This window comes from Fimbriimonadaceae bacterium (genome assembly GCA_019638795.1).
GTDB lineage: Bacteria > Armatimonadota > Fimbriimonadia > Fimbriimonadales > Fimbriimonadaceae > JAHBTB01.
In genome coordinates, this window is record JAHBTB010000001.1 from 65454 (window position 1) to 81645 (window position 16192).

A 16192-nucleotide genomic window follows, 5' to 3' on the forward strand; every position below is an offset into this window, starting at 1 on the left:
CGGCCAAGTTCAAGGCTTGTACACCGGTTGGTCTGGCGCGGTCAGGTTGATCACCGAGGCCGAACGCACGATGTCAGGTTGGGTGGACAGGATCTTTGCCAGCCCGTCGACCTTTTCTTGCAGCCTCTCCGACGTCCCGAGCACCACACGGGGGCCTTTACTTGGACTAAGAATTATGACTGACCTGGCGTCGATGTTGATAGTCCACAACGTGTCAGGAAACCGTGATCTTAGTTGGAGGGCCAACCAGGCGATATCACGGGCGGGCAGCGGGTTGGTCAGGAGACTCCATGGCCCCTCGCCGTCCGGCGGCAGCGCGACATGGACCAGTCCGGATGGTCGGTGCCGGCCCGCGTAGACGTCCCCTTGGTCGCTCAACAAGGCGGGACGGGCCCCGTCGACGACGGCGGCCGGGTTCCGGTACGTGATCCGAAGCACCCCACGGCCGAAGACGTTGCCCTCGTACCGGGCCGCGGCGATGTCCGGGACACGACGGACAAGCTCCTCCAAGTCATGGCGGTTGACCCTGGCCCAGGGCGTGCCGGTCAGGCTCTGCACGGCCTGGGTCACAGCCACGTGGTCGTCGGGGCGCGCGCCGACGACGCGGACTTTTCGCGGGGCGGTCAAGGGACTGAACCACATCCCCGCCGCCACCGACGCCGCAAAGGCGGCCCACAGCGGCACGGCCCAGTTCAACGGCCTTCTAGACTTCTTGGCGCGCCGCATCGCAGACCATCCATTCCACAAGGTCGTCGAAGGTCATGCCGGCGTTCTGGGCGGAAATCGCCACCAGACTGGTGCTGGTCATGCCCGGCAAGGTGTTGACTTCCAGGGCGACCGGCCCACGCGCCGTCACGATCATGTCCGTCCGAGTGACGCCCCGGCATCCCAGGGCCTTCACCGCCCGGACAGCGTAATCCTGGGCCGACTTGGTGTCAGCCTCACTGATGCGGGCGGGACAGTGTTTCGTCGCCTCGCCGGGGGTGTACTTGGTGGCAAAGTCGTATTCCCCACTCCCCGGAACGACCTCGATCGGGGCCAAGACACGCCCACCCAGACAGGGCACCGTGATCTCCACGCCTTCAAGGAACTCTTCGACGAGGACCTCGTCACCGTAGGCCAGGGCCTTCTCGACCGCTCCGGCGAGTTCGCCGTCACGCTTGACGAAGGTCAGGCCGACCGTCGATCCTTGGGCGTTGGGCTTGACGACGAGGGGCGCGGGCCACTCCGGCAACGGGTCACCGGCACGGAGCAGGATCCCTTTCGCGACCGGGACACCGGCCCGGGCCAAGACCTGCTTGGTCATGTCCTTGTCCATGGCCAAAGCGTTTGCAAGGACACCGCTGCCCGTATAGGGCAGGTGGGCGCACTCGAGGAGTCCCTGCAACGCACCGTCCTCGCTCCGGACACCGTGGACAGCAAGGAAGCAGACGTCCGGGCGGTCATTGCCGGTCAACTTGCTCAGGTCGCCACGTCCCAGCAGAAGGTCGGCCACGTCCACAAGGTAGGCGTCGTATCCGAGCCGCTCGAGGGCGCCAAGCACGGCGCGCCCGCTGTGCAGGCTGACCTCACGCTCGGGTGAGTCTCCACCCGCGACCACTGCCACCCTTCGCACCGGCCCGCGGGCGGCCTCGCTGATGAACGCGGGGACAAACTCTTCGATGTTCCCCGCCCCCATACCCACGACCACGTCTCCAGGCAACGCGAGCTTTCTGACCTCACGCGGCAACAGGTGGCGGCAGGGGACATAGGCGAACGGGCATGTCAGGGCCTCGACGACGCGCAAGGCGCTGACGCCGGGCAGCGGTTCTTCACGCGCAGGGTAGATGTCGGTGACGACGGCCAGGTCGGCCGCCGAAAGGGCCTGGGCGAAGGCGTCGTATTGGTCCTTGGTGCGGGAGTAAAGGTGAGGTTGGAAGACGACGAGCAGTCGCCGCCCGGGAAACTTCTCGCGCAGCGCGGCCACGCTCGCCGCGATCTCGGTCGGGTGGTGGGCGTAGTCGTCGACGACAGTGACGCCGGCCTCGTCCCCTTGTCCAGCAAGCTTGACCGTGGCGACAACCTGGAGCCGCCGCTTCGCACCATGGAACTTGGCGATGCCCTCCGCCGCCTTCGCCACGTCTGCGCCCGCCTCCACGCAAGCGAGGAGGGCGCCCCCCGCGTTCGCCCGGTTGTGCACCCCCGGAGACGACAACGTGAGGCCTGGGGCCATCCGGCCGAAGGTCGTCACGTCGTACTCCTTCTGGTTCCTGCCGAGAAGCGCCCCGACCTCCGCCGCGCCCTTCTGGTCCGAATGGACCAAGGTGCCGCCCAGCGGGATCGTCTTGACAAAGCGGACCACGCTTGCCAGAAGGTTCTGGTAGTTCTCGTGGAAGTCGACATGGTCGAGCTCCAGGTTGGTGAGCACCACGATATGAGGGTCAAGGTCGTGGAAGGAGTCGTAGGCCTCGCACGCCTCGACGACCGCCCACGGGTCCTTGCCGACGACCACCGACGAGCCAAACTCCGGCACTTCAGCACCGACGACCACCGTCGGGTCCATGCCTGCCGCCCTCATCCCGGCCGCGACCATGCCGGTCGTCGTCGTCTTGCCATGGGTCCCCGTGACGGCGACGACCTTCAGCCCCTGGAGCAACCAACCCAACGCCTGGGATCGTCGGTACACCGGGACGCCAAGCTCCTTGGCCCGCGCAAGTTCGGGCGACGTGTGTAGGTCGATGGCGTCCGAGAGGACCAACGCGTCCCCGGGATCCAGTCCCTTGCCGGTGTGGCCGATGTGGACATCGACGCCCGCCCAGGCCAACTCCTCGGTCAGCGGTGAGGCCGTCGAGTCAGACCCCTTGACGCGGCATCCTTTGTCCAGCAACAGGCGGGCGATCCCGCTCATGCCTGCCCCGCCGACACCGACGAGGAAGAAGGCCTGGGCCGAGTCCAGGCCGCTCCGGTCACGAAACTCAGTCTCGATCTCTTGTTTTGTCCGCATCAGTCAGCCGCTTCTTTGATGATGGACAGGATGCGCGGCACCGCGTCCGGCACGTCCCACTCGGCCAAGGCCTTCGCGGCGGCGTCACGCCGGTCGGTGTCCATCAACCAACTCAGAATACGCGCCTCGACCTGGGCCGGGTTCATGTCGCCCTGCGCCACCATCTCGGCCGCCCCCATGGCGACGAACTCGAGGGCGTTGTGGCGTTGGTGGTCGCCGAAGGCGTGCGGGTACGGCACGAGCAACGACGGCTTGCGGAAGGCGGCAAGCTCGGCCATCGTCCCGGCCCCGCTCCGGCACCACGCCAAGGAGCACTCAAAGAGGGCCGCCGCCATCTCGTCGGAGTCCAGGTAGGCGCGGACCTTATAGTCGCTCCGCACCGCCATGCGTTGCAGCGAGTCGTGGGTGACGTCGAAGTGGCTCGTCCCCGTGACATGGAGCCACTGCACTTCGCTCTTGGCCATGCGCACGGCCGTGCTGAGGGCCATGTCGTTCAGGGCCGAACTGCCCTGCGACCCTCCCATGACCAAGACCACCGGGGACGCCGAGCCGTGGCCGTGCTCCAGACTCAGACGGCCTTGGGCGCTTTGCCGCAGGGCGCGCCGTACGGGCATGCCGGTGCGTTGCACGTTCGCTCCCTTGAAATGGCGCGCCGTGCCATGGAAGGCGGTGCAGACCGCATAGGCGTCGCGGCCCAGGATCAGGTTGGTCCGTCCGGGGACGGTGTTCTGCTCGTGGACGACCAGGGGCACCTTGCGCTTTCGGGTGGCGTTCATCACCGGCGCCGCGGCAAAGCCGCCCGTGGCAAAGACGGCCTGGGGACGGTCTTCATCAAATGCCCTCAGCACTTGGCCGGTCGCCCGGACCAAGGTCAGTATGGACCGCAGCCCCTTGAGGGACAGCGGCTTGTAGACGGGCCGGGCGTCAAACGTGCGGAGCGACATCCCCGCCTTTGCGCAAGCGCCGACCTCGTGGCCCCGGGCGGCCCCGTAGAACTGGACTTCCCAGCCTTCGTCGCGGGCGCTGAGGGCAGTCTCAAGCGCGGGAAACACGTGGCCGCCCGTGCCGCCACCCGTCACGATCAATCTCATCTGCCCCCTCCTTGGCATGCGCTCTCACGGGATCGCCACAGAGCACCGACTGGCACACGCCGACCGCCACCCACAGGGCGACGAGACTCGAACCACCCGCACTGACGAAGGGCAACGGCACTCCGACGGGCGGCGCGGCCCCGTTCACCATCATCACGTTGACCATGGTCTGGATCGCGATCCAACTCGAGACCCCGCCCAGCACGGCCCGGCCGAACACGTCCTCGCGCGCCAGCGCGTGCACCATGAGCCGCCACGACACCGCGCCGATCAAGCCGATGACTGCCAGCGAACCCACGAGCCCGAACTCCTCGCCCACCGTCGCCAAGACAAAATCGGTCGTCGGGGCAGGCAGGACATATTTGGCCTTCCCGTTCCCCAACCCGACGCCCAACAGGCCGCCCCTCGCAAGGGCCGACTCGCTCTGGGTCGTCTGGTAGCCGGCGTCGTCGGCGTTCTCGCTACTCCAGCGGTGCAGGTGGTTGGCGAAGCGGTCGGCCCGGTACGACTCCTTGAAGACGAACACCCCTGTCGCGATGGTCATGGCGACAAAGAGAGTGGCGAGCAGCTTCTTGTCCACCTGGGCGACGACCAAGGCCCCGAAGCCTGCGCTGACCACGACGAGCATGGTGCCCAGGTCGCGCTGGCGCTCGATCATCAGCAGTGTCAGCACGATGAACAGCGCGGGGAGTCCCCGGACGATCCGAGGGACCCACACGCGGTCGAGGGTCTCCCCCCAGTGTTTGGTCACCTTGGCCTTCACCGGCTTCCACACCGCCAGCATCGCCCCCAAGAAAAGGACGACAGTCAGCTTGGCGAACTCGGCGGGCTGGACGGTGAAGGCCCGGAAATCGAGCCAGCGGCGAGCCCCGTTGATCTCCTTGCCGAGACCAGGCACGTCGACCAGCGCCATACCCACGACCACCGCCAAGACGCCAAGGAAGGCGAACCGTTTGAGGTTGCCGGGCCGCACCCGGCTGATGAAGACGGCCCCTAGCACGGACACGGCTGCGAAGACGATCTGTCCCTGAAGCTCCCGGGGGACAATTTGGCCGTTGGCGGCACCCCTGGCGTAGCCTGAGTCCCACACGGCAAGGAGGCCGACCAAGGTCGCCATAAACGCGAGGATGGTCAAGACGTGGTCGCTCTGTCCTTGAGTCTTCTTCATGTCCCTAGCCACTCCTTGGCTATCTTTCTGAACGCTTCGCCGCGCTCGCGGAAGTCGGCAAACGGTTCGGCGCTCGCGCACCCCGGCGAGAGGACGATGACCTCGCCCGCGGCCGCGCCGGCGACCGCCGCCTGGAACGCTTCTCTCAGACTATTATACGCGGGCCACCCACCCCCGAGCATCGCGTTCAGGTGGTCGGCCCTCGGCCCGAACAAATACACCTGGTCGTCGGTGTTTTCCAGGAACCGGGCGACCGGCGCAAAATCGAGGTTCTTGGTCTTGCCGCCCATGATGACGTGCTGCCGGGCTTTGAGCGCCATGCAACTGGCGACGACGGCGGCCGGGTTCGTGCACATCGAGTTGTTGATGACGGTGACTCCGTTGCGTCGCCCGACCAATTCCATGCGGTTGCTGAGCCCGGGAAAAGTCGTCAGGCCCGAAACCGCCGCGAGCGTCGGCTTGACGACCGCCCGCGCCATCTCCCAGGCCACCATCGCGTTGGCCAGGTTGTGCTCGCCGACAATCAGAAGCTCGTCGAGCCCAAAGGACTCTTCGTTGATCCACAGCTTATCGGTCGTGCGCTTGACCGAGGCGTTTTCCCCGACACCGTGGCCGCGTGGCGAGACAAGGACCAGCTTTGCCCCGTGCGACATGGGCTTGCGTAACCGGCTGACCGGGACCGACCGCTCGTCCACGTTCGCCACGATGGTGTCGCCGGTGCCCATGTTTTCAAACAGCCGCATCTTCGTCTCAAAGTAGTCGTCGAAGCTGGGGTGCCGGTCCATGTGGTCGGCCGTGACGTTGGTGCACGCGGCGACCCGGGGCCGGAGCGTCTTGACGAACTCCAGTTGGAAGCTGCTGACCTCGGCGACGAGGAAAGCGTCCTCGTCCGCGCGCATCGCCGCGCGGGTCAGGGGCTCCTCGGGGAACCCGCTCCCGCTGATGTTGCCGCACAAGATGGCCTCACGCCCCGAGGCGCGGAGGATCGTGTAGAGCATCGCGACCGTCGTGCTCTTTCCGTTTGTCCCGGTGACCGCCAAGATTGGAGCCCGGGCGACGCGCCCCGCGAACTCGACCTCGCTGATGACCTCTCGGCCCGCCATGTCCTGCACGCACGGATGCTCCCGCTGGAACCCCGGGGAGACGACAAGCAGGTCATAGTCGGCGGCGTCAAGGCGTCCGTTCCAACCGGTGACGACCTCGATCTCTTGGGCCTGGAGCTTTTCGGTGACGTCGAGAAGGGCCGGCAGGTCGCCCGGCCGCTGTTCGAAGACGGTCGCCCGGGCACCCAGTTGGCCACACGCTTCGGCCACCGCGACACCACTCACTCCCATACCCGCGACGGCGACCCGGGCCCCCAGAAACCGGTCGCGGCCCGTCACTTGGGCACGCCTCCGATAGCGACTGCGCCTGCCGAGCACAGGATCTGGGCGACGTGGAACAGCCGCACGATCCTTGGCTCGTCCCAGCCCTTCTCCTGGAACCCGTGGTGGACCGGCGTTTTGAAGGGCAGCAACCGACGCTTGAACACCTTGACGCCGCCGATCTGGACGACCACGGGCACGATCATCGCGAACATCATGCCCGCGAGCACGGCCACCTTCGGCACAAATGTGGCGGGGTCAGGGACGGCCAAACTAAACGTCGCCAACCCGAAGTAGGCGCCGATGGGCAATGAACCCACGTCACCCATGAACACCTTGGCCGGCGGAGCGTTCCAGACCATGAAGGGCAGCACGGCGCCGAAAAGGGCGGTGAGGACCGGATCAAGGTGTCCGACCGACAGGGCCTGGACCCCCACGACCGTCCACATCGCGATGCCGCCCGAGAGATTGTCCAGTCCGTCGGAAAAGTTGAACGCGTTGGCGTAAAAGAGCACCCACACCACCATGCCCGCCACCAGGGCGATGTTCGTCGACCCTAGCGTCAACGTGGCGGGAAGGGCCGCCACCACCTGCATCGCCAGCTTGGGCCCCCAACTCAGGCCCCGAGACCCGGTTTTGAGGCGGGGCACCAGGAAGTCGTCAATGTAACCGATCAGGGCGAACAGGACGATCGTGGCGAGCGCGGGCCAAAGCTTGGCCGTCGGCACCGCGACGCTCCCCGCGACCCAACCGACCAAGATGATGATCCCTCCCATCGTCGGGGTGCCTTGCTTGTGGGCGTGCTCCTGAATATGCTTGCTGACGTTTTGGCGGCTCTTGGCGGCGACCAACGCCTTCATGACGAAAGGAGACGCCACCGCCGCGACGACGAAAGCGACAAAAAACGGCACCAGGTCGGCTGGTCGGATCACGCCGTCCCCTCCAGCGCCCTTTCTAGCCCGAGGGCGCGGCTGCCTTTCAACAAGACCACGTCTCCAGGACGGGCCGAGGCGAGAAAGCGGCGCACGTGGTCAAGGTCCAGCGTTTCGTCGGCGTCGATCTTGTCGGGGCTGAACCCGACCTTCGTCGCTTCGTCTCCGATGAAGCAGGTCGCGCCACCGGTGAGGAGGACACGCTCGAACGGCAACGTTGCCAGCACCGCGCCGACCTGGCGGTGGCCGGTTTCGGTCTGGCCGCCCAACTCTTTCATCTCTCCCAACACGGCAAGGCGGCGGCCTTCGACCGGGGTGTCCGCGAGAGACCGCATCGCCGCCACCGTCGAGTCAGGCGAAGCGTTGTAGGTGTCTACCAAGAACCTGACCCCGTCGCGTTCAACAACCTGCATCCGCATTGGCATCGGCTCGACAGAGGCCGCTGCAGATGCCGCCTCTTGCACGGGGACCCCACAGGTGTGGGCGGCGAGGATGGCGGCGGCGACGTTGTTGGCCTGGTGCCTCCCGACCATCGGCAGTTCGACCTGCCACTCTTGCCCGTCCAGACGCCCCATCACGTGGCACCCTTCGAGACCGACGGCACGATAGCCCACGACCCGGCACTCCGCGTCCGGGCTTGTGCCGAACGTCCGGACCGGACCTGGGGCACGCGACGCCAGTTCGGGGAAGAAGTCGTCGTCCATCGGCAAAACGCTGGCTTTGATCCCGGTAAGGTGGCCAAGCATCTCCGCCTTGGCCCGCGCGATCCCGGCCCGGCTCCCCACCATCTCGACATGGGCCGTGCCCACCATGGTCACGAGACCCACCGTCGGCTGGGCGACCGACGCCAAATGGTCGATCTGGCCAAAGCCGCGCATGCCCATTTCGACCACCACCGAGCGAGTCTCGGGGGTCAGGTTTGCCCAGAGGAGGGGCGAGGTGAACTCCGTGTTGCGGTTGCCTTCGTTCTTCAGCACCGGCCCAAGCGGAGCAAGCGCGGCGGCGACGAGCTCCTTGGTCGTGGACTTGCCGTTGCTGCCGGTGATCCCGACCACCGGTCCGGTGAACTCGGAACGGAAGGAGCGGCCAAACCGGGCCAGCGCCTGGACCAGGTCCTCGACCAAGACATGCGGGCCGGGGACGGGGCGCTCGACGACCACGGCGACCGCCCCCGCCATAAGGGCGCGGGAGACAAAGTCGTGGCCGTCCACGTTGGCACCCTTGATCGCGAGGAAGACGACCCCCGGCGCGGCCTCGCGGGAGTCGGTGGCAAAGCCCTTGACTAGCTGACCAGGCTCCTCGACGTGGGCTTCCCCGCCGAGCCGACGGGCCAGGTCTCCAATCGTCATGGCCGGGCCTCCAGCGCTGCACGGGCCAGAAGCCGGTCGTCCATGGGGTGCTTGGTCCGGCCGATGATCTGGTAGTCCTCGTGGCCCTTCCCTGCGATCACGACGAGGTCGCCTGGTCGCGCCATCGCGATCGCCGCGGTGATCGCCTCGGGCCGGTCGATGATCTGCACACTTTCCGCGCCGGGCCGCAAACCCGAAGCGACTTCGGCCAAGATCGCCGCGGGGTCCTCGGTCCTTGGGTTGTCGCTCGTGACGACGCTCACGTCCGAGTTCGCGCTGACAACCGCCGCCATCTTCGGCCGCTTGGTGCGGTCCCGGTCGCCCCCGCAACCGAAGACGGTGATGATCCGGGCGGGCCCCAGCTTCCGCGACGACTTCAGGAGCTGCTCCAAGGCGTCGGGGGTGTGTGCATAGTCGACGATGACGCCGATACCCTTGTCGTTGGTGACCGCCTCGAACCGACCGGGGACGGGGCTCACCTGGGCGAGGGCGTCCAAAGACTCGGGCAACTGGTTCCCGAGGGCCAGCAGGGCGGCAAGGGCCGAAGTCGCGTTCTCGACGTTGAAGAGTCCGCCGAACCGCAGGCGCGCGGTGTGCGACCGCCCTTCGTAGGCGGCCTTGAGGGTGATCCCGTCGACCGCGACGTCGGGGGCGGTGACGACGAGGTCGGACTCCTCTGTGCCGTAGCCCAAGACCCGGCACGGAACCTCACCGGCCCATGCGGCGGCGACCGGGTCGGCCAGGTTCAACGCGGCGACGAACGGCTTTTCTGACGCGGCGGCGTATTCGGTGAAGAGGAGCTTCTTCGCGTCCGCGTACGCGGCCATCGAGCCATGGAAGTCGAGGTGGTCTTGCGTCAGGTTGGTGAAGACGCCGACGTCAAAGCGCGTCCCCGCCAAGCGCCGCTCAAATAGGGCGTGGCTCGACGCCTCCATGACGAGGTCGTCGCAACCGTTCTCGACCGCCAAGCCATACAGGCCCCACAGATCGGCCGGGAACGGTGTCGTGTTCTCCAGGGGGACATGGCCGGCCGGGTCTTCGTAGCCCAGCGTCCCCAGGTAGGCCGTCCTCCGCCCAAGCGTCGACAAGGCGTGACGCACCATCCACGCGGTCGTCGTCTTTCCGTTCGTCCCCGTCACGCCGACCACCCGCAACCCGGCGGTCAAGTCGCCGGCCACGTGCCGGCACGCCCGGGCGACGGCCGTGAAGAACCGCTGGGGGCGGGGGTCGACAAGCAGAGCCGACAGACCGGCGTCCGAGGCGGCGACGAGGCCGGCGGCAGAATGGACGACCGCCGCCTCCACTCCTTCCTTGGCGACCATGTCGAGGAAGACATGGGTGTCGCGGCTCCGCGACGGCATACAGACAAAGAGGTCGCCCGGCCGCACCTGCCGCGAGTCCGCCACGACCCGTTCGAGCGGGCGGCGCGGGCCGGGGCCGGCGCATTCGTCCGGGCGCACACCGAGTGCGGTCAAGAGGCCGGGCCACTGGCCAGAAATCACGGCCGAATCGTACCGCTGGCCGGTGACTTCCTTAGGCGGGAAGGCGACTTGGTGGCGGCAGGCGAGGTCGGCTTCTTGGTGGGCTTGACGATCTTCGTCGCCTTCGCCGGCTTGCCGGTGGTCGGCGCCTTCGTCGGTTTCTTCAACCGGGTCGCAGCCGGAGGTGCGCCCACCTTTGCCGGTTTGTCGGCCCGGGCCGAGACCGGAGGGGCGGCCACCGGGTCGATCGTCGTCGCCTTGGTCACCGGCACCCTCGGGGCCGGGGCAAGGGCAAACCGCTTCACGACAGCCTTGGCGATCTCATGGAACACCGGCCCCGCGACTTCGGCGCCGTAGTACCCGCCCTTCTGGGGGTCGTCGACCATCACGAGGATGACGGCCCGGGTGTCGTCGGCGGGGACGAACCCGACAAAGCTGCTGACATGGCCGGCCGGGCCGTGGGGGCCGACCTTTTGGGCTGTGCCCGTCTTGCCCGCGAGGGGATAGCCGTCCACCCGCAGGCCGAACCCTGTTCCGTAACCCATCTCGACGACCGACCGCATGTAGCTCCGGACAAGGTCGCTGGTCGCGGCGGAAAACACCCGCTCGCCCTGACCGGCGGGGGCCTCCTTGCCGCCGACCGACTTGACGAGTCGCAACGGCATCCGCAGGCCATGGTTCGCCAACGTGGCGTAGGCTCCCGCCAGGGCCGCCGGGGTGGCGGTCAGGGCCTGGCCAAACCCAAAATTGGCGAGTTGCATCTTGTAGCCGGCGTCCTTCGTGTTGTAGCGCCCGCGCACCTCGCCGGGCAGTTCGAGCCCTGGCCGCTCGAAGAGGCCAAGCCTCTTCATCATGTCGATCATCTTTTCCCGGCCCACCGCCTGCGCCCAGGCGACGGCGGAGACGTTGCAACTCTTGGCGATGGCTTTGTCCAAGTCGACCGGGCCGTGGGCACGGTTCCCGTGGTGTAGGTCGCACTTGACGAAATGTCCCTTGGTGATCTCGACTTGGCCCGGACAGACCGACTGCCAGTCGGGGGCCACTGCCTTCGTGTCGAGGGCCTCGGCCAGCGTCAAAACTTTGAACGTCGAACCGGGCTCAAGGACGACCATGGACCCGGCCTCGATGTCGGTGCCCGGTCGGATCGAGCCCTGGGGGTCGTAGGACGGCCAACTGGCCATCGCCAAGACGTCGCCGGTGCGGGGGTCCACCACCACCGCGCTACCCCGCGTCGCGGCATGCTTCTCGACAGCGTCCCGCAAGGTCGCCGCCGCCACCGACTGCAACCGGGAGTCGATCGTCAGGACGACGTCGGCGCCGTCGGACGCCTCCGTGCCCTTGACATTGTCATTGGGCATGAAGAGGCCGGTCCGGTCGACCATGCCCTCCAGTTCACCCGGCGTCCCGGCCAACTTTTTGTCCAAGGAGCTCTCAAAGCCGGTGACCCCGGTGGTTCCACGGACGATGCCGACGATGTTGCTCGCCGCGTCGCCCATCGGATACTGGCGGTTGAGAACGGGGACGAGCGAGACCCCGTCGGCCCGCCACCGGCGGCGGACGTCGCGCACCGCCGACGCCTGGGCGCCGGTCAACGGCTCCTGAAAAATCTTGTACTTGCCGGTGGCCTTGCCGTCGAACTCGCTGGCGGGCAGCCCGGTCGCCGCCGCCATCTCCACCGCAAACCCGGGAGACCGCGGTGATTTGGCAAAGGAGACCCCTAGCTCGAACGAGTCGACGCTTTGGGCCAACACCTTGCCGTCGGATGTGGCGATGCTCCCCCGCCGGGCGGGAATCTCCTTGGTGACGAACTGCCGGTGGTTGGCCTTGGCAAGGGCCTCGACCCTTGCCCGGTTGAACAGCTGGGGCATGGCCTGGGTGAGGGCCGCCGCAGCGAACGCCCCGCAGACCAGGACCAGCGGGCCCTGGACGGCCGCCTGCTCAGTCGGTTTGGCGCGCCTCATCGAGCACTCCCGCGACGGCGTCTTCGGGCGCCTCTTCAGCCTGAGTGACCGCCCCCAGGTGCCGGGGGACGTAACCCTGTTCGTGCGCCCAGGACTGGAACGAGGCCGCCGTGGTCAAGCGGTCATAGGCAAGTTTGAGGCGGGTGACGTCGGCACGGGCGGCCCGGGCCCGAATCGTCGATGTCGCGTAAGACCGGCGCTCCAACTCGCCATAGCCCTTGCCGAAGAGGGCCGAGCCCCCGTAGACGGCAAGTCCAGCCAAACAAGCGACGACCGACCACTTGAACATCAGAGACAAGGCGCCCGTGGCCGGCGTGGCCTGGGCACGTGGCCGAGGCCGTGGGGTCGCCACCGGCGCGACGGTAGACCGACGGCCCACGCGGGGCGCGTCAACGGCAGACGCACTGACCGAGGCCGAAGCCGTGCTCCGGCGTCCGGGCCGAGAGTAAACGTCCCGCGGGTCGCGGGAACCAATGAATGGGGCGGCGCTCATGTTCTAATGGATCCTTCGGACCGCCCTCAACTTGGCGGACCGGCTCTTGGGGTTGCGGGCGACTTCCTCATGGGTCGGCGCCAGGGGCTTCTTGTAGAGGTCTTGGAACTCTTCGGTCTCGACCAACCGCCGGACGGCATGCTTGGCGGCCCGGTCTTCCCCGCTGTGGTAGCTGAGCACGACCATCACGCCGTGCTTGGCCAACTCCATCCCTGCGGCGAAGAGGGCGTCCTCAAGACCCTCGAGCTCCTTGTTGACGAAAATCCTCACGGCCTGGAACGTGCGCGTGGCCGGGTGGATGCGCTTGTCTCGCTTGGCCGCCGGGATCGCGGCCAGCACGCAGTCGACGAGGTCCTGGGTGGTGCGGAGCGGCTGCTTTTTCCGGCGGTCGACGATCACCTGGGCGATGCGGCGGGCCCATCGCTCGTCACCAAGGTCGAAGAGCACGTCTTCAATCTCGGCGGGCGACATCCGGTTGAGGGCCGCGCTGGCGGGCTCACCCCGGCCACGGTCCATGCGCATGTCGAGAGGCCCCTCCGACCTGAACGTGATGCCACGCGACACGTCCTCGATCTGGGCGTTGTTCAGGCCCAAGTCAAGCAGGATGCCGTCCACGCCACGCGGCCGGCCCGCCTCGGCCAGGGCCGCGCCGACAACCTGCGGCAACGTCCGATAGTCTCCATGGTGGAGGCTCAGCCGTCCTTCTTGTCCATCTAAGCGTTCCTTCGCCATCTTCAGCATCTCCTGGTCCCAATCCATGCCGACCAGCATCCCGTCCTTACCGACTCTCTCCAGCAGGCGCAGGGCATGCCCCGCCAAGCCGAGTGTCCCGTCCACCACGACGGCCCCCGGCCGGGGATCCATGACCCGCAAAACTTCTTCGACCATGACCGGCTCGTGCCACGGGGCCGCCAAGCCTAGCTCTTCCTCCGCATCGCGTTGTAGCAGGCGAGCACCTGGTCACGAGTCTCGCGGTTGTAGCCTTCCCGGTCGCTCTTGTACGTCTCGTACTCTTCCTTGTCCCAGATCAGGTAGCGGTCACCCACACCGATGACCACGACGCGGCTCTTGATGTTCGCCATCGTGCGCAGATGCTTGGGGATGACCACCCGCCCCTGCTTGTCGCAGTTCATCATGTCTTCGGCCGGGCCGAGGAACAACATGGCGTAATCGACCCGGTACGGGTCGCCCACCGGCACCTCACTGAGCTCTTGGACTTTGGCCTGCCACGATTCCTCGGGGTAGGCGGCCAAGCATCCGTACTCGCTGGTGGTCATGACAAAGTTGGGCCCCAACCGGTCGCGCTGCTTCTTTGAGATCGCGACACGACCCTTCTCGTCGACCGCCGATTCCTCTTCGCCGATCAACTTCATCAGGTCGATGCCGTTTCTGCTTTCCATCAGCCAGCGATTCCTGAGAAGGGAGAAGACCGGCTGCCGTCCCTGGCGGCCGGTCTTCTGTTAACTCGCCCGGACACCCCGCCCGGAGCAGATCGCGACCACATTCCTTGGATCGCTCACCACCGGTCACCACTATACCACCACATTTCTTCCATCTAGTGGCATGTTTTGGTGTTTTTTCGCTAGAAACTCGTCACGGTTTCGCCCCGCTTAACTGATAAGTAGGCATATGTCTACTATTAAGAGATGGGCGACAAGGCGGTCTTATGGGTTGTCGTGGGATGATTTGAACCTGAAGGTGCTCGACCGACGCCCACCGACAGATGGTGGTGAAAAGTGGAGGAAATTTCTTCGACCTGGTCGCCCAGGTCAGGCGTCGAAGGCGTCGGGCGGTGCGCTTTGGGCCGAAACAGGGTCAAGCCGCAGGCGTTCGTAGACCCATGCGCCGAGCACGCCCCCCACCACTGGCGCGACGAGGTACAGCCAGACGTTGGCCAAAGGGGCTCCACCGGCCACCACCGCAGGGCCAAAAGACCGGGCCGGGTTCATCGACCCGCCGGACAACGGCCCCGCGACCATGATGCCGACGACCACGGCCAAGCCGATCGCGAGGGCCGGCGTCGGTGCGGCGACCCGTCGGTCGGTCGCCACCGCCATCACGACGACGAGCAGGGCGGCGGTGATCAGCACCTCCATCACGAAACTCTGCCCCAGCATCCCCACCGCCGGCACATGCGTCCCGCCGACCTGCCCGAGAACCGCCCGCGCCGTGGACGCGGCCAAGAATCCACCGGCAAACTGCGCGACCGCATAGCCCGGCACCCGTGACCAGGGGAAGCGGCCCGTGCAAGCGAGGCCGACCGTCACCGCCGGGTTGAAGTGGGCCGCCGAAACCGGCCCGAGGGCAGAGACCATCGCGGTCAGGACAAGCCCAGAGACCCAAGCTGCCGCCGCCAAGCCCGACGCGCCCCCCGGCCACTGGCCCGTCGATCCGACCGCGACGGGCATGAAAACAATGAAGAACGTCCCGACAAACTCCGCTGCGTACCTCCGGAACACGACTTCACCGCCTACCACCATACTGGCCCGACCGCACCGGGCCCCGTCAATACTTCTCCATAAACGAAGGCAGCGACCAGACCACCAGGCCCGGCCGCTGCCAAGTCTCCGACCCCAGGTCGGGGGGAGACGCCCGGCTAGCAGTCCGGACAGTCGCAGCACGAACCCGTACAGGTCGTGCCGCAGCAACAGCCAGACTGGTCTGGGCCGCCACCGCAACAGGCCGCGCTGTCCGTGGCTTGGCCGGTCATGTCTTCTTGGTCATGTTCTTTGGTTGGTTTCATGGTTGTCTTTCCTGGTTCTTCACAGCACGGGCTAGAGACGCCGTCCGCCAGAGCGGCCAGAGTGGACGCCACGTGGCGCAGACCTTCGGGCCGAAGGGAACAGACGGTCACTCTTCCCCGTCGCTCCAGGTTCACCAGCCCGGCCAACTCCAGTTCGTGCAAGTGGTGCGATATCGTCGAATTGATCTTGTCGGCCCCCGTGATGTGGCAACACACCTCGCCTGCCGACGGCCCTTCCACGCCGCCGTCCTCCCGCACCGGAGCGCGGCCGCAGCACATCTGCGACAGGAACTCGACGATATGGAGTCGGGTGGGGTCGGCCAGCGCCTTAAGGGACGCCTTGGTCATTTCGTCCGTCATCGCAATTTAATATACGGCATGTTTCGATCTATATCGAAATTATTGGGACGTTTTGCCGTTCCCGGCCTGTCCGGTCTGCCCCGCCCTCGCCATGCCGGAGCCCCGGCGATAGGCCCGGCCTCCTCCTGGTCCCCCGCTGTCCGCCGACTTTCTCCCGCCTCGTGGAGAAGACGGGAGGGAGACGGGAGGGAGACGGGAGCCCGTCGTTCAGATGGATGACCGCTTGGGCAACGGGGGCACGCTTCTCCCGCGACTTGGCCTCGTCCC

14 protein-coding genes are annotated in these 16192 nt (G+C 66.7%); all 14 read right to left on the minus strand.

Translation table 11 applies throughout. The features are described 5' to 3' along the window. Positions 1-9: 9 nt before the first annotated feature. The 14 genes from KF857_00345 to KF857_00410 all read right to left on the minus strand — a co-directional run bounded on the left by KF857_00345 (position 10) and on the right by KF857_00410 (position 15925). Positions 10-726, minus strand: a complete 717-nt coding sequence (locus KF857_00345; GenBank protein MBX3110429.1) for a hypothetical protein — start codon at positions 724-726, stop codon at positions 10-12. Beyond that, positions 704-2983 carry a D-alanine--D-alanine ligase gene (locus KF857_00350; protein MBX3110430.1) on the minus strand — a complete coding sequence of 760 codons (2280 nt, stop codon included), beginning with the start codon at positions 2981-2983 and terminating at the stop codon, positions 704-706. Before KF857_00350 ends, KF857_00345 begins: the two co-directional genes overlap by 23 nt. Beyond that, complete coding sequence (locus KF857_00355; protein ID MBX3110431.1) at positions 2983-4074, minus strand: UDP-N-acetylglucosamine--N-acetylmuramyl-(pentapeptide) pyrophosphoryl-undecaprenol N-acetylglucosamine transferase; 1092 nt, start codon at positions 4072-4074, stop codon at positions 2983-2985. Before KF857_00355 ends, KF857_00350 begins: the two co-directional genes overlap by 1 nt. Beyond that, on the minus strand, positions 4019-5242 hold the full coding sequence (locus KF857_00360) for an FtsW/RodA/SpoVE family cell cycle protein (GenBank protein ID MBX3110432.1): 1224 nt from the start codon (positions 5240-5242) through the stop codon (positions 4019-4021). The genes KF857_00355 and KF857_00360 overlap by 56 nt, the downstream gene beginning before the upstream one ends. Continuing rightward, positions 5239-6624, minus strand: coding sequence for a UDP-N-acetylmuramoyl-L-alanine--D-glutamate ligase (gene murD, locus KF857_00365; protein MBX3110433.1), 1386 nt, complete (start codon positions 6622-6624; stop codon positions 5239-5241). The genes KF857_00360 and murD overlap by 4 nt, the downstream gene beginning before the upstream one ends. Continuing rightward, positions 6621-7538 carry a hypothetical protein gene (locus KF857_00370; protein MBX3110434.1) on the minus strand — a complete coding sequence of 306 codons (918 nt, stop codon included), beginning with the start codon at positions 7536-7538 and terminating at the stop codon, positions 6621-6623. Before KF857_00370 ends, murD begins: the two co-directional genes overlap by 4 nt. Then, positions 7535-8887, minus strand: coding sequence for a UDP-N-acetylmuramoyl-tripeptide--D-alanyl-D-alanine ligase (gene murF, locus KF857_00375; GenBank protein MBX3110435.1), 1353 nt, complete (start codon positions 8885-8887; stop codon positions 7535-7537). The genes KF857_00370 and murF overlap by 4 nt, the downstream gene beginning before the upstream one ends. After that, complete coding sequence (locus KF857_00380) at positions 8884-10389, minus strand: UDP-N-acetylmuramoyl-L-alanyl-D-glutamate--2,6-diaminopimelate ligase (GenBank protein ID MBX3110436.1); 1506 nt, start codon at positions 10387-10389, stop codon at positions 8884-8886. The genes murF and KF857_00380 overlap by 4 nt, the downstream gene beginning before the upstream one ends. Continuing rightward, entirely contained in the window at positions 10386-12329 is a 1944-nt protein-coding gene (locus KF857_00385) for a hypothetical protein (protein ID MBX3110437.1), read from the minus strand. The genes KF857_00380 and KF857_00385 overlap by 4 nt, the downstream gene beginning before the upstream one ends. Further along, positions 12307-12822 carry a hypothetical protein gene (locus KF857_00390; protein ID MBX3110438.1) on the minus strand — a complete coding sequence of 172 codons (516 nt, stop codon included), beginning with the start codon at positions 12820-12822 and terminating at the stop codon, positions 12307-12309. The genes KF857_00385 and KF857_00390 overlap by 23 nt, the downstream gene beginning before the upstream one ends. 3 nt (positions 12823-12825) lie before the next feature. Then, positions 12826-13737, minus strand: coding sequence for a 16S rRNA (cytosine(1402)-N(4))-methyltransferase RsmH (gene rsmH, locus KF857_00395; GenBank protein ID MBX3110439.1), 912 nt, complete (start codon positions 13735-13737; stop codon positions 12826-12828). Between the two features lie 2 nt (positions 13738-13739). Then, positions 13740-14222, minus strand: a complete 483-nt coding sequence (locus tag KF857_00400; GenBank protein MBX3110440.1) for a hypothetical protein — start codon at positions 14220-14222, stop codon at positions 13740-13742. A gap of 369 nt (positions 14223-14591) precedes the next feature. Further along, positions 14592-15281, minus strand: a complete 690-nt coding sequence (locus KF857_00405; protein MBX3110441.1) for an aquaporin — start codon at positions 15279-15281, stop codon at positions 14592-14594. 137 nt (positions 15282-15418) lie between these two features. After that, a complete protein-coding gene (locus KF857_00410) occupies positions 15419-15925 on the minus strand; it encodes a helix-turn-helix transcriptional regulator (protein ID MBX3110442.1) in 507 nt (168 codons plus the stop codon). Positions 15926-16192: the final 267 nt, after the last annotated feature.

Excerpts from the sequence above, each read along its gene's own strand:
- KF857_00345 (MBX3110429.1), bottom strand. The coding sequence starts at position 726 with ATGCGGCGCGCCAAGAAGTCTAGAAGGCCGTTGAACTGGGCCGTGCCG.
- KF857_00350 (MBX3110430.1), bottom strand. The coding sequence starts at position 2,983 with ATGCGGACAAAACAAGAGATCGAGACTGAGTTTCGTGACCGGAGCGGC.
- KF857_00355 (MBX3110431.1), bottom strand. The coding sequence starts at position 4,074 with ATGAGATTGATCGTGACGGGTGGCGGCACGGGCGGCCACGTGTTTCCC.
- KF857_00360 (MBX3110432.1), bottom strand. The coding sequence starts at position 5,242 with ATGAAGAAGACTCAAGGACAGAGCGACCACGTCTTGACCATCCTCGCG.
- murF (MBX3110435.1), bottom strand. The coding sequence starts at position 8,887 with ATGACGATTGGAGACCTGGCCCGTCGGCTCGGCGGGGAAGCCCACGTC.
- KF857_00385 (MBX3110437.1), bottom strand. The coding sequence starts at position 12,329 with ATGAGGCGCGCCAAACCGACTGAGCAGGCGGCCGTCCAGGGCCCGCTG.
- KF857_00390 (MBX3110438.1), bottom strand. The coding sequence starts at position 12,822 with ATGAGCGCCGCCCCATTCATTGGTTCCCGCGACCCGCGGGACGTTTAC.
- KF857_00400 (MBX3110440.1), bottom strand. The coding sequence starts at position 14,222 with ATGGAAAGCAGAAACGGCATCGACCTGATGAAGTTGATCGGCGAAGAG.
- KF857_00410 (MBX3110442.1), bottom strand. The coding sequence starts at position 15,925 with ATGACGGACGAAATGACCAAGGCGTCCCTTAAGGCGCTGGCCGACCCC.